This is a genomic window from Cutibacterium nasicola, assembly GCF_051303185.1.
Lineage (GTDB): Bacteria > Actinomycetota > Actinomycetes > Propionibacteriales > Propionibacteriaceae > Cutibacterium.
This window is the reverse complement of sequence record NZ_JBPPGE010000004.1, coordinates 64,050-77,821: the sequence shown is the minus strand read 5'-3', so window position 1 is coordinate 77,821 and position 13,772 is coordinate 64,050. Positions and strand designations below refer to the sequence as shown.

Here is a 13,772-nt window from a genome sequence, read left to right as displayed (position 1 = left end):
GGGGCCAGTTCGCTGCTTCTAGACCCTTGGTCAGATCAGGGACAGGGTCAGCGACATATCAACCGGGCGGGCGTACAACCGGTGGGACATGATCGGCATCGGGCCGCAGGAGGTCGATCCCAGCGGGGCCGAGAGGGCGTCGAGGGTCAGCCAGGTGTGGCCGTCGGGCTCCAGATCCCACGTGTGGGCGGCGTTGAACAGGGCCTTCGATGTCCAGGGACGAACCGCGAAGGCTGGCCAGCTGCCATCAGCAGCGATACGCAGACCACCGCCGGGGCCGGTGATCGTCAGGTCGTGGGCTCCCTGGCGAAGACCGTTCTCCTGAGGCATGACGTAAGGCGTCTGAAGACCTGCCACCTCGGAATCCCAACGCCCCCAGGTGGCGGCACGCCGAGAGTCCGGGTAATTCTCGGTCGGACCAAGTCCGAACCAGGACACGGTGGTCCATTCCTCAGGCAGGCCCATCGTCACGCCGATGCGACCCAGCATTGTCGGCCAGTGCCCGTGAGGCTCGACGTGGAGATCGAGATGGATCCCTTCGGATCCCTCGTCGGCCTGGACGGCTCGCCAATTCCACGTCGTCGTCATGGAATCTCGAGCAGCTGCCGCGGCACTACGAGTGACGACGACCAGGTCATCTCCCTCCTCGCGCACCGAGACCGTGGTGTGGACGAGCCGGTCGAGACCGGCAGCCAGCGCGGAGCCACCAATGTTGTTACGAGCCAGGCTGCTGGCCCGGTCGTTGCCGATCAGGGCGCGGAAGAGATCGAGAACCGGTGCGACGATGCCGTTCCCGCCCAACTCCACGAGACGACCACGACGGTCGAAGCGAGCAGGTCCGAGAACCCAGCCGCTACCGTCGCGACGCGGGTGGGACGATGCCGGAGGACACGGACGGGGGAGAGGCTCAGGGATCAGCAGGCCCGACGCCCGTGCCACCACGTGGCCCGCCTGAGCCCAGACGGTATCCTTGACCAACCTGGCCTCGACGACGACGACCATCCGGTCGGAGATCTCGTCGGGAACCGGCACGGATCCGGTCCAGGACTGATGAGCGGGCAGTGCTCCGATGTCCAGAACACCTTCGTCGGTGACCTTGCCGTCGTCGACGAGTTGCCAGACGAATTCGAGATCGGACAGATCGGCGAAGTCGAGGCGGTTGATGACGGTGATGCCGTCGCCGGCGCGCAAACGTGACCCGTCGACCTCGATACGTACCGCACCCATCGTCGCCGTGAACTCCAGCAGGCCGGGTGAGGGGATGCGGTCGGGCATGATGAGTCCGTCGCAGACGAAGTTCGAGTCATGCAGCACCTCGCCGAAGTCGCCGCCATAGGCATGTCCGCGTTCGGTGTCGATGCCGTGGTCGATCCACTCCCAGATGAATCCGCCGTGCATACGGTCGCGGTGGAAATGCGGGTCGAAACAGCGTTCCTCGTAGTCAGCAAGCTCTCCCGGACCATTTCCCATGGCGTGGGCGAACTCGCACATGAAGAAGGGAAGCTCGAGCTCGCGGCCGGTCTGCGGGGCAGGCTCGGCACCCGGCATGACGGTGCGATCGCGGATGGCCTCGACCCACTCCATCCTCGGGTACATGATGGTCCACACGTCGGAGATGGCGTGGGCGTGGTCACCCTCGTAATGGGTGAACCGAGACGGGTCGCGATGCTTGACCCAGTCGTTCATGAGACGAATGCCCTCACCGCAGTGGGACTCGTTGCCCATTGACCATCCGATGATCGAGGGATGGTTCTTGTCCCGTTCCACGGTGCGTTGGATGCGGTTGAGCAGGCAGTCGTACCAGCGATCGTCGCCAGTGGGGTTGCCGTCCCAGCCACCCCACTCGAAACCGTGGGTCTCCAGGTCGCACTCCAGGAGTACCCAGACCCCGTACTCGTCGCACAGGTCGAGGAAGCGGGCATTCGGCGGGTAGTGCGAGGTGCGGACGGCATTGACGCCGTGGCGCTTCATGAGCTCGAGGTCAGCGCGCATGGTCGCCTCGTCGAGGGTGCGTCCGGTGTGCGGATCCCACTCGTGCCGGTTGACGCCTCGGAAGACGACCTTGTTCCCGTTGACGGTGATGACGTCCCCGTCGATGGCGACGGTGCGGAACCCGATCCGCAGGGAGACGGTCTCGGAGCCGGTCGATACGGTGGCGTCGTAAAGCTTCGGGGTTTCAGCAGTCCAAGGTCGCGCGTCGGGGATGGTCACCTCGGTGTTGCAGGTGGTGGTGACGTCGAGTTCCGGAATGGTGACGGTGGCGCCGCCGGGTCCGTCAATGGTGAGCTTGCCGGTCCCGTCGCGCCAGGATGCGTGGACGAAGAGGTCGTTGATGCCGCCGTGCGGGCGTGCCAGCAACGTGACCTCGCGGAAGATCCCCGACATCCGCCACATGTCCTGGTCCTCCAGGAAGGTGCCGTCGGACCACTGGCTGACGGCTGCCGCCAGCACATTGCGGCCGGGGCGCAGCTGCGCAGTGACGTCGAACTCACTGGTGAGACGCGAACCCTTGGTCCAACCCAGCTCGACTCCGTTGAGCCAGACGCGACAGAAGGAGTCGACTCCCTCGAAACGCAGCAACACCCGTTCAGCGTTGGTGAAGTTCTCACCGACTTCGAAGGTGTGGCGGTAGCACCCGGTCGGATTCTCATCGGGAACGACGATGTCCTCGTCGGGCGCCGGGACGGGGATCGGGTAGTTGACGTTGAGATATGTGGGGCGGCCGAAGGGTGCCTCGCCCGCCGGGTCGGTCATCTGCCACATCGAAGGAACGACGAGGTCGACGAAGTTGGTGTCGTTGAACTCTGGGTCGAAGAAACCCTCCGGTGCCTCAAGGGGGGAGCCAACGAGCTGGAAACGCCAGGTTCCCGACAGGTCGAGGGTGGGGGCGTCGGTGCGAAGGTGGGCTCGTGGGGCCACGGGTCCCTGCCACGGGACGAGGTTCGTCAGGGCGGCGTCGATCCCTGGGGCGGTGTCGGCATTGGCAACCATGAGCACCACCGTAGAGCTCGCCGGTGAAAACGTGTACATCTCGGTTTCAACGGATGAGCGCCACGAGTTTCCACGTGGGGTGTGACCGGTCAGCAGGCACGCCCGTGGTGATCCCGGAAGATGCGTGTCTCACGAGCAGGAGGGGTGGCAGTACCGGCATGGTTTCCCGGAGTTACCACGGTCTGCCCACACCATCACGGCTGTCACGGGTGTTTCAGACCGTGGTACGACTGGAAAAATCGACGCTGCCAGCCGATGGTCGATCGCGGCGTCGTGGTGTCAGGTCAGGACAGTTCGGTCACCCTCGAGGTGTCACCGTTCCTCAGTTCGCCCCACAGCTGGGCCGCCTTCTTGTCATTCCACAGCACCGAGGAGCCTGCCGAGGTGTAGGCCGAGACCGTCGACACCGGGACTGTCATCCTGATGCCGTCGTTGCCGGAAACCTTCATGAGTCCGCGAGCAGCCTTGAGGGTGGTCACGGTCGAGGTGTCGGTGCCGAGCTTCACCGCGTCCGAGGCCGCCATGTTGAGGTTCCAGTAACGCACCGGGTTGATGAAGGTCCACGGGCTGATGGCCTTCTGCGCGACCTGGGAAGCCACCTTCTGCTGTCTCTTGACGCGCCCCAGGTCACCCTCAGGATCGGCCTTGCGCATGCGGACGTATCCCAGGGCCTGAACCCCGTCGAGGGTCTGGGTACCGGCAGGAAGGTTGGTGTGGGAATCCTTGTCGACCATCGGCTTGTCGAGGGTCACCTCGACCCCCCCGACTGCGTCCACCACTTCCACGAAGCCGCTGAACCCGATCTCGACGTAGCCGTTGATACGCAGGTCAGTGGCCTTTTCAATGGTCTGGACCAGTAGCTTGGCACCACCGATCGAGTAGGCGGCGTTGAGCTTGTTGCGATTGTGCCCGGGGATGGGCAGGTACGAGTCGCGTGGCAGGGAGATGAGGACGTTCTTTCCCTGCGGCGGCATGTAGAGCAGCAGCATGGTGTCGGTGCGAACGCCGCCCTCGGTGCCGGTACCCAATTCCTTCTGTTGCTTCGTCGTGAGGTTCTGCCTCTCGTCGGTGCCGACGAGGAGCACGAGGGTGCCGGGATGACTCGCACCCCGCGGACCGTCCGGGGTGGCGTCGACGGTTCCGGTCCGGCTCAACGCATAGGACGGTACGGCGACAAGCCACACGAGCCACGCCAACAGCAGCACCATGATGGTCTTGAAGGGGTGCCGACGCTTGCGGGGGTGCGGTGCGGGACGACTCGCAGGCTGGCGCGGACGAGGAGGTGGAGGGGCTTGGCGCGGGGGCCGCCGGGCCGATTGGCCGCCAGATCGGTACGGGTCGGGGGCAGGACGCCGGGAGGTTCGCGGTTGTGGGGCTGGACGGGTGGATCGGTCGGTACCCTGCCGGGAGTGCGGGCGTTGACCACCCTGCGAGCGGCCCGCCCCACTGCGGGGTCGGCCCGATTCGCTGCGTGGTGCAGGTGTCGGATCGATACGGGTGGCGTCGTTGGCGTCGACTCCGTACAGCCAGTCCAGGTCGGACTGACGAGATCGCTTGTCGCGAGGACCGCGCCCGGTGTCTCGGTTAGGCATGAATTCCACGGTAGCCGCAGGTCAACGCAGATTCGTGAGCCTTGTCGGGCGAGTCCCGTGTGCCGCAGGATCCACAGTTTCTTCCGAACTGGCACAATGTCGTTCATGTCGTCATACCTCGCGCCCCCGGTCAGTGTTGTCATACCGGTGAGAAACGAGGAACGGTATCTCGAGGAATCGGTGGCTGGTGTCCTCAACCAGGGCTACCCGGGGCAGATGGAGATCATTCTCGCCATCGCTCCCAGCACTGATCGCACCGCTGAGATTGCCCGGCAGTTGGCTGCACGTGACGATCGCATTCGGGTCATCGACAATCCCGACGGAACGACCCCCAAGGCCCTCAATCTCGGTGTGGCCGCTTCCCAGCACGACATCATCGTGCGCGTCGATGCTCACGGTGAGCTCGGCCCGGAGTACATCGCGACGGCGGTCGAGCTGTTGGAGCGAACCGGGGCGGCCAATGTCGGTGGAATCATGGATGCCAAGGGCCGTACCCCCTTCGAGCAGGCCGTCGCTGTCGCCTACACCTCGAGGCTTGGCCTGGGCAGCAGCTCATTCCACCAGGGAAATGCCCCGGAAGGGCCAGCGGAGACGGTCTTCCTCGGGGTGTTCCGCAAGGCGGATCTGGAGGCTGTCGGCGGCTTCTGCCCCGAATTTGATCGCGCTCAGGACTGGGAGCTCAACTACCGCCTGCGTCAGTCGGGACGAGAAGTCTGGTTCAGCCCCAATCTCCGGGTGACCTACCGACCCCGCTCCACCGTCAAGGCGTTGGCCAAGCAGTTCTTCCGCACCGGCCAGTGGCGTCGCGAGGTCATGCGTCGCCATCACGACTCGGTGAGCTTGCGTTACCTGGCCGCTCCCATCGCCGTCACCGGGGTCGTGACGGGAACGGCCCTCGGAGTCGTCGGAATCGTCGAGGCGGCCAAGGGCAAGCCTTGGCTGAAGCGCTGGCCCCTCATTGGATGGGCGGCTCCGCTGGGCTACGGAAGCATCATCGGGGTTGGATCGGCCGCGATGAAACGCGACATGGAGCCGAGCGTCCGGGCCCGCCTGCCCATGGTGCTGGCGATCATGCACATGAGTTGGGGAGTCGGATTCCTCGTCGGTCTCGGTGAGCGTTCCGAGGACTGACCTCACACCTCGACGGCACCTTCCTGGGCGGAGATGGCCCCGAGATCGTCGCTCGATTCGACCAGGACGAGTGATCCGCCGCCGAGCAGGCAGCTGACAAGGATCGTGGCGACGAGTTCGCCACCACCGACGTGAATCCGTTCCGGGGAGAGCAGCACCGGTCGGTCCAGTGGCGCGACGCCACACAACTGTTCCCCGGTCCATTCCTGACATCCCTTGAGCCACACCGACCCGGCAGCGGCGGGTCGTGCAGCGACGAGGTCGTCAGGGCCAGCCAGCACGTCCGCGTTGTCAATGGCGCCCGGGATGGGGTTCTGGCACGGGGTTGCCAATGGCGTGAGGCTGCACTGGACGAGGACCTCGGGGGAGCCGACAGGGTCGGTGGCCAGGCCGGTCACTTCCACCGCGGCTTCGTCCTGCCCGGTGAGGTCGACCCGTAGACCGGCCCACCAGGAGGCCAACAGCCACACACAACTGGTCCAGTGGCCAGGGCGTTGCCCCAGGACCGACAACCTCGCGACGTCTCCTGCCGCGATCCCCTCGGAGTCGAGGAGGTGAACGGACTTGGTCACCCAGGTGAGCAGGGTGCGGGCGGACAATTCACCGCGATCTGTGCCGTCATACCAGGTCAGGATCGGCAGCGCACCCGCCTCCTCGCTGCGACGCCACAGGGCGGTGAGCGGGTCGGAGCTGCGGGAGGCGGTCGGTCGGGCCAGGGAAACCATGGCCACCATTGTGAAGGATGAAACGCCGCGGTGCGTCCAACACGGTTGCGTCGGTGTGGTCAGATACTCTGTCGACATGCAACACGTCCTCATCCTGGCAGGCGGGTCCGGTACGCGCCTGTGGCCACTGTCTCATCAGGGAGAGCCCAAACAGCTGCTGGAGCTCATTGACGGGATGAGCCTGCTGCGGATGGCCTACGAGCGGGTGGCCGGTCTCGTTCCGGACGCCAACATCTTGGTGTGCACCGGCGCCTCGTATGCCGATACCGTGGCCAAGCTGTTGCCGGAGCTCCCGGCTGAGAACATCCTCGGTGAACCGGTCGGACGGGACTCCCTCAATGCCGTGGCATGGCCGGCTGGCATCATCGCTGACCGCGATCCTGACGGCGTCATGGCTGTCGTCACGGCTGACCACATCATCCGTCCTGCTGACGACTTTCGCGCCGCCTTGCAACACGGATTCGATCTCGCCACGGACGACCCTGCCGCCTTGGTGACCTTCGGCGTCGTCCCCACCGAGCCAAACACCGGTTTCGGTTACCTTCACCGGGGTGGCCCGCTGGATTCGGATCCTCGTGGTTACAAGGTTCTCGAGTTCGTTGAGAAGCCCAGCCCGGAGCTTGCCCGCGAATACCTCGATTCAGGCGAGTATTGGTGGAACTCCGGCATGTTCGTCTGGCGGGCATCGACCCTGTTGAACTGTGTGTCCCAACTCAAGCCCCGGACCCGCCACCAGGTTGACGAGCTTGTCGCCGATCCGTCCCGGATCGCCGAGGTGTACCCGCTCATGGAGAAGGTCTCCGTCGACATCGCGGTGATGGAACCGGCCTCCCACGGCGGATGCGGAGTACATGTCGCTGCGATTCCGCTGGAGATCCAGTGGTACGACGTCGGCTCCTATGAGGCCTTGGCCCCTCACCTGCCTGAGGACGGTGGGGGTAACAACGTGACGGGTATGACCGTCACCGTCGACTCAGCCGGGAATCTGCTCATCAACGACCGTCCTGATACCGTGCTTGCCGTGGCAGGTTTGCACGGCATGGCCGTGGTGAGCACCGACCGTGCCACCCTGGTGGTGCCGCTCTCCCACTCCCAGCAGGTCAAGGCTCTGGTGGCTGAGGTGGCTGCCCAGGCGGGAGGACGATTCGCGTGAAGAACGCCCGGGAAATCCGCGAGCCCATTGCATGGACCGTCATCGTCGTCAGTATCGGATTTCTCGTGGCCTTCCTGGTGCGGGCCGTCACGATGATGATCCACGAGCACAGCGGCCTTTTCGGAATGGCTCGTAGCTTGTCGGGAAGTTCGCTGGGCATCGGCATGATCCTGTTGCTGCTGGCCGCGGTCCTGGTGTGCCGGTTCATTCGTCCGGCGACTCCTCATGCCGAATTGCTCGGCAAGGTGTCTGCTCTCATCGTGGCGAGTGCTGCCGGATTCGACCTCATCCTTGCTCTGCTCGCTCCCGTTCATGGTCCTGGGGGAGTTCTGGGGGCGTCCCTGGGGCTCTTCGGTGACCTTCTGGCCATTGCCATCAAGGTCCTGGCTGCGTGGGTACTGCTGGTGCTGACGCGGCCGGAGGCAGCCACTTCTGACGAAGCCGAGGGTTCCGACGTGGAATCTGAGGCGGAGGGTGTGAAGCTGGAACCTGCAGGTCAACTCGCGGTCACCCAGGAGGCTGACATCCCCGCTCAGGAGGAGTTCAGCTGGCCTGAGGGTGTCGGTGCGGTCTGGACGAGGGCCGGTGATGCGGCGAGTGGCGAAGGCGCATCCGCATGGGACCCTGGTCAGACCAGAAACGCTCAGAAGTGGTCGAGCGATTCGACATCTCAACAGGTCGGAGGCGACGCAGAGGGCCACCAGTGGTCGAACGACCGCGAATGGCGGTGAGAATCAACCACACCTCTGCCATGATCCCCGATGCGACACGCCGGTAGTTGCGGGGTTTTCCCGAGATGGAGTCGCGCGCTGAATCTCACACGTGTAGTTTGTGCATCGGCGCGGAACCCGCCGCGTCTGATCTCGAGGAGCTTCCCCCATGGACGAGATTCTGACTTTGGTTGCCGGAGGCGGTGACGACGAGCCGGAGTGGCATGACAAGGCCTTGTGTGCCCAGACCGATCCGGAGGCGTTCTTCCCTGAGAAGGGCGGATCCACCCGTGAGGCCAAGCGTATCTGTGAGTCCTGTGAGGTGCGTCGGGAGTGCCTGGAGTACGCCCTCGAAAACGACGAGAGGTTCGGAATCTGGGGCGGGTTGTCCGAGATGGAGAGGCGTCGACTGCGCAAGCGGGCGTGACCATTCTCGCGTCAGACTACGGTGATGAGAGCCCGGTAGTATTCCCTGTCTGCCCGGAGTTACCGTCGGCGCGATTGATGTGTGTGATGATCAATCGTGTACATGTGACGTGCACGCCGAGCTCCAAGACGTCAACGAACAGGTGGCCTACCAGGTGAGTGACGAGAAGTACTCTGCGCGGACCGAGCCCGACGAGGGCCGTCGGGCTGACCGCGGCGATGCTCCACGCACTGTGGAGGGGCTCACGGACTGGACGATTCCCGTCATCCCATCGGTGCGGGCCGATCCGGAGGACTGGGCATGGGCGCACGAGCGCCGCACGCCTGCCGTCCCTGACATCACCGCTGACGAGGTCGCCGTCATCCTGCTCGTCCACCAAGCGGCTGACTGGTTGCCGCGAACTCTCAACGCCCTGCGTCGCAGCGACGAGAGGGCCGCCGTCCAGATCGCGGTTGACCTGGGTTCCACCGACGGGTCCACGAAGATGCTCGAAGAGGCTGTCGGGGAGGGGCTGCTGGAGGAGTTCGTGACGGCCAGCGCTGACACCACGCCTGGCCAAGGCATCAACCTGGCCCTTGATCGTCTTCCTGACGACGTCACCCACATGTGGATCTTGCATGACGACGTCGAGGTACGTCGGGACTCGTTGAGTTCGCTGCTTCATGAGGCTTCACGCAAGCCTCACCCTGACGTCCTGTACCCGACCTTGCTCAAGCCGGCTCGTCACAACTACCCCGAGTTCATTGACGAGCAGGGCCAGAGCGTCAGTACTGGAGGTACTCGGGTTCTTCCCGTCGTTGACCGCGGTGACATCGACCAGAAGCAGGCCGATCCCAGCCCGATCCTGGGAGGATCGACGGCTGGCATGTTCGTTCGGCTCGGGGCGTGGCGCCGTCTGGGCGGGTGTGATCCCGCCCTTCCCCTCTTCCGTGACGGCGTCGACTTCGGGTGGCGTGCCAACGAGGCAGGCATGGTGGTGCGCACCGCCCCGACCTGTACCATCCATCACCGTCAGGCCGGTCGAGGGTGGCAACGCGAGTCGAACCTGGCCCCTCGTCCGGACGCCACCGACCGCCTCGCTGGCATGCGCATGGTCGCGGCCCGCACCGGTCATCCGACTCGCACCAGTGCCGCCCTGTTGCTGGCGAGCCTCTGGCGATTCATCGTCCTGCTGGTCGGCAAGGCTCCTTCCCGTGCTGTCGACGAGTGGCGAGCCGGCTGGCAGCTGTGGAAGACCCGTTCACTCACTCGCGAGATGTCGCAGCGGTTGGAGGAGTTCCACGCTCGGTGCGACCCCGACGATCTGGAGAACACCAATCGGCTGCTGCCCAGCCGGCGCAGTGTGTGGGCCCGCGCCGTCGACCGCTACGCCGGGGACCTCTCTGACCGGATGCATCCGTGGCGCAACGATGACACAACGACGATCGACGATCTCACCGGTGACGACTTCACCGCCCGTGACCATCACTTCGTCGTCAACCCGTACACCGTCATGGTCGGGCTCATGGTGCTGTGCGGGCTCATTGCCTGCCGTGGCCTGTATGGGCCGGGTAGTGTGACCTCGACATGGCTGGCTCCGGCCCCGCGCGATCTGTCCGACGCCTGGCACCGCTGGCTCACCGCTGTTCCGGGCGTGACGGGGGCGAATGCCCCGTGGCTTGCCTGGCCGGCCTTCGGGTCGGTCCTGACGATTGGCAAGCCAGAAGTCCTCGTCCGCATCCTGCTCGTCCTGACGCCGCTGTTCACCGCGATGTCCGCGCACCGCCTCTGCCGTCGCGTCATCGGCGTCGGCGTGACGGCGGTGCTTCTGTCCAGCTTCTGGGGACTGCTACCGATCCTCACCGGAGGCCTGGCGCGCGGTTCGGTGACGGCCCTGGTACTGGGAGTCATCCTTCCCCACATGGCATTGCACACCTGGCGCCTGGTGAACCCCGAAACGGTTGACGTCGCCGGACTGCGCGGTGCTGGCGTGGGTAACCGTCGTGTCGGGGGCGTCTCGTCGGCAGGTGGCCTGGCCCTGTGGTCGGCTCTGGCGATCAGCCTGGTCCCTGCGCTGTGGCTCTACCCGCTGGCGGTTGCTGTTGGCATCCTCATGACTCGGCCGCGTCGTCCGCTGCTGTCAGCCATCGTTGCGGTGGGACCGCTCGTGGTCATCTCGCCGTGGATTCCACGGTTGTTCAGTGAGCCCGGACGGATGGTGACTGGGGCCGAGCCGCTGTTGAGCCCTGTCGTCGAGACCCGGGCCGGGTTGTGGTTGTTGGTCGGACGATCCATCGTTCCGGGCGTTGCTCCGACCGCGTTCACCCTGATTGCGATGATCCCGGTGTGGATCGCCGCGTTGTGGGCAGTGTGGCGTCTGGTCATCGACCGGTCTGCCTCCGTCGGATCCCGCACCGGGCATCCGAGGGGCCGGGTGCTGGCCCTCATCCTCGTCTACCTGGTGTGCCTCGTCCTTGCCGGTGTTGGGTCACGCATCCTGGTTGACGTCTGGGGTGTGCAGGTTCATCCGGCCATTGAGCCGTGGCAGCTCATGGGTGTCGGCGTTCTGCTGGTGCTCATCGCAGCAGCATGTCAGTCGGACTCACTCACGCGGGCTGAGGTCGATCATGATCCCGCTGATGAGTCCCCCACCTTGGCAGAGCTTCTCGGCGGTCTCGGTAATCGTTTTCTGCCCTGGGTGATGGCGGTCTCCGTCGCCGCAGGTGGCGCCTGGTGGTTGGTAGGTGGCGCTCGGGGCCCGATGACCATCACTGACGAGATGCGTCCTGCCTATGTCGCTGCGGTGGAAGGCTCGCCGCGCCAGACTCGTACCCTCATGGTGAATGTGCATGGCAGCGATGCCCGCTGGAACCTCGTCGACGCCCAGAACCCGAGCTGGGGAAGTGGCGAGCGTCCCGTCATGTCCTCGGACAGCCGGATTGCCAATCCAGCTGCTGACCTTGCTCTGGCTGTGGCGACCGGTGCTGTCCCCGATGACCTTGCGAGTCGGCTCTCCTCGCTGGGAATTGGCCATCTGTGGCTGCGCGGGGCAGGAGCCGACGTCGTAGCCCAGGTTGGCAACGCGGCTGGTCTGACGGCTGCCAACACGGATCCGACGACGACCGTCTGGACGGTGTATGGGCAGCCGTCCAGGGCTGTCATCAGTGCAGTGGACGCAGACCAGGAGCCAGTCGCCGGAAAGGTCACCACGTCAGGAACCCTCACGATCCTCGAACCCCGTGACGACCGCTGGAAGGTCGAGGTGGGTGGTAGCCAGCTCGAACCGGCGCCCCAACACGGGATCGGGGAGTCTTACCAGGTCGGCTCGGCTCGTGGCGACCTGACCTGGTCGATGCCGACCCAGGGATGGGCCTGCGCAATCGAGTTGGTGGCTCTCGTTGTGTTGATGCTCGCCGCCGGCCCCCAGGCCCCCCAGCGCAGCCGTGCCGTCGCCCCGCGCCGTTCCGTCCGTGCTGGTGGCCGTAAGGCGCGCCGTCACCGTCGCCAGGAGGAGTCATGAGCGACCGTCCGCGCCGCGCCCTTGCCGATGACGAGGAGCCCGAGGACATCTTCGAGGCCGAACCAGTCGAGGCTGGTCGTGCCCGACGAGCTGTGGATGCTGAGGATGTCGGTGACCAGCCGGCGGTTCGCCGCCCTGCCCGAGCCATGGATCCTGACGATGTCGCCACTGCCGATGAGGATGACCTTGACAGGCACGACGACCCGTCGACAGCATCAGCAGCTGACAGGCCGACCACAGACGACAAGATGGGGCAGCACTGGAGGGGGCCGGTCTGGGCAGTGACCCTGGCCGTGGTGGCCGTGGCGCTCTCATTGTTGTCGACAGCGATTCCGCAGTCCCAACGCACGGCGCCGACGGCTCAGCTCGTCTCGTCCGGGCGCACCCTCGTGTGCCCGCCCTCCCAGGGGAAGGCCAGCCTCGCCGCTGGCTCCATGGGCGGCAGTCTGCAGGTCGGTACGTCCGCGGACAAGTTGTCCGAGAGCTCGGTTCCTGCTGTGACGAAGATCGACAACTCGGCTGGATTCGTTCGTTCCACGGCAGGGCAGCGTGCTCCGACGGGATCGGCCCTGGCCACCGAGAATGGCATGACGGCCTGGGTTCCTTGCGTGGGAGCGGCCACTGGTGGCGCGGTGAGCCTCACCAATCCGTCTGCCTCGGACCTCGTGGTCGTCAACGCGGACACGCGGACGGCGACTGTCGACGTCACCTTGTTGGGTCCCAAGGGAGAAATCGACACCGCCGGCATGCGTGGCATCCGGGTGTCGCCCGGGCAGACCAAGGTGCTGCCGCTGTCGGTGTGGGACAACGACACCGCCCCTGTCACCGCGCTGATCGACTCGAGGGAAGGACGAGTCGTCGTCGGAGCCCGTACCTGGGCTGCCAAGGGTCGCGAGACGATCGTGATGGCGCCCGCAGCCAAGACCGTCTACGTGCCAGCGGTCCCGGCGAAGGTACCCACGGCAACCCTCGTCGTCTCCAACCCCGGCACGACCCGGCTGAGCGTGTCCGTGACGGCACTGGCGGGACACGGATCGTTCATCCCTGACGGTGCTGACGAGATTGACATCGATCCGCGCTCGACGATTCAGGTCGATCTGTCGAAGGCGTTGGCAGGAGAGGCCGTCGGCCTCACGCTGTCGGCCCACGATCCACTGGTGGCCAGGTTGTTCGTGCAGGGAAAGCACGGTACCACCGACTTCGCCCTCGTCGGACCCGGCTCGCCCAGCGAGGTGCTCGAACAGACCCTCGGCGCCGGCGGCACCCTCCAGCTGTCGAATCCCAGTCAGGAAGCCGTGACGTTCACAGGAACCCTGACAACTGACGGCGGGAAGAAGACCACTGTCAACGGGACGGTTCCGGCCGGTTCCACGTGGTCAGGGAAGGTTCCAGCCGCAGGCCACCTGCACATCGCCGGGTCGGCCCCACTCGTCGGTGGTGTGGTGTCTGACAGCGGTCTGGCCGTCGTGCCCTTGGATGCCGTCGCCACCTCAACGAACGGACGCCGCGTCGACGTCGATCCACAGTTGCGCTGACAACCGATG

Annotated in this window: 9 protein-coding genes; 6 read left to right on the top strand and 3 right to left on the bottom strand. The window is 65.4% G+C overall.

The genetic code is table 11. The features are described 5' to 3' along the window. Positions 1-30: 30 nt before the first annotated feature. Together ACSJJT_RS07780 and ACSJJT_RS07775 are read right to left on the bottom strand one after the other, a co-directional pair. A complete protein-coding gene (locus ACSJJT_RS07780) occupies positions 31-2,991 on the bottom strand; it encodes a glycoside hydrolase family 2 TIM barrel-domain containing protein (protein WP_435917760.1) in 2,961 nt (986 codons plus the stop codon). Positions 2,992-3,275: 284 nt separating this feature from the next. Further along, positions 3,276-4,583 (bottom strand): LCP family protein, encoded by a 1,308-nt coding sequence (locus tag ACSJJT_RS07775; protein ID WP_435917759.1) that lies wholly within the window; start codon positions 4,581-4,583, stop codon positions 3,276-3,278. Between the two features lie 105 nt (positions 4,584-4,688). Here ACSJJT_RS07775 and ACSJJT_RS07770 point away from each other — a divergent pair, with 105 nt between their 5' ends. Beyond that, positions 4,689-5,714, top strand: coding sequence for a glycosyltransferase family 2 protein (locus ACSJJT_RS07770; protein ID WP_435917758.1), 1,026 nt, complete (start codon positions 4,689-4,691; stop codon positions 5,712-5,714). A gap of 2 nt (positions 5,715-5,716) precedes the next feature. Here the strand turns inward: ACSJJT_RS07770 and ACSJJT_RS07765 are convergent, their stop codons facing one another. Then, the gene (locus ACSJJT_RS07765; RefSeq protein ID WP_435917757.1) at positions 5,717-6,448 is read right to left on the bottom strand and encodes a TIGR03089 family protein; all 732 of its coding nucleotides are present in this window, start codon (positions 6,446-6,448) and stop codon (positions 5,717-5,719) included. A 67-nt stretch (positions 6,449-6,515) separates the two neighbouring features. On the opposite strand from ACSJJT_RS07765, the gene ACSJJT_RS07760 reads away from it, so the two are divergent. The 5 genes from ACSJJT_RS07760 (at position 6,516) to ACSJJT_RS07740 (ending at position 13,763) form a co-directional block, all read left to right on the top strand. Then, positions 6,516-7,592, top strand: coding sequence for a mannose-1-phosphate guanylyltransferase (locus tag ACSJJT_RS07760; RefSeq protein WP_435917756.1), 1,077 nt, complete (start codon positions 6,516-6,518; stop codon positions 7,590-7,592). Continuing rightward, entirely contained in the window at positions 7,589-8,323 is a 735-nt protein-coding gene (locus ACSJJT_RS07755; RefSeq protein ID WP_435917755.1) for a hypothetical protein, read from the top strand. The genes ACSJJT_RS07760 and ACSJJT_RS07755 overlap by 4 nt, the downstream gene beginning before the upstream one ends. Before the next feature lie 148 nt (positions 8,324-8,471). Then, positions 8,472-8,729: a WhiB family transcriptional regulator gene (locus tag ACSJJT_RS07750; protein WP_435917754.1), complete on the top strand. Its 258-nt coding sequence runs from the start codon at positions 8,472-8,474 to the stop codon at positions 8,727-8,729. 154 nt (positions 8,730-8,883) lie between these two features. Next, positions 8,884-12,228 (top strand): glycosyltransferase, encoded by a 3,345-nt coding sequence (locus ACSJJT_RS07745; protein WP_435917968.1) that lies wholly within the window; start codon positions 8,884-8,886, stop codon positions 12,226-12,228. Continuing rightward, entirely contained in the window at positions 12,225-13,763 is a 1,539-nt protein-coding gene (locus tag ACSJJT_RS07740; protein ID WP_435917753.1) for a DUF5719 family protein, read from the top strand. The genes ACSJJT_RS07745 and ACSJJT_RS07740 overlap by 4 nt, the downstream gene beginning before the upstream one ends. Positions 13,764-13,772: the final 9 nt, after the last annotated feature.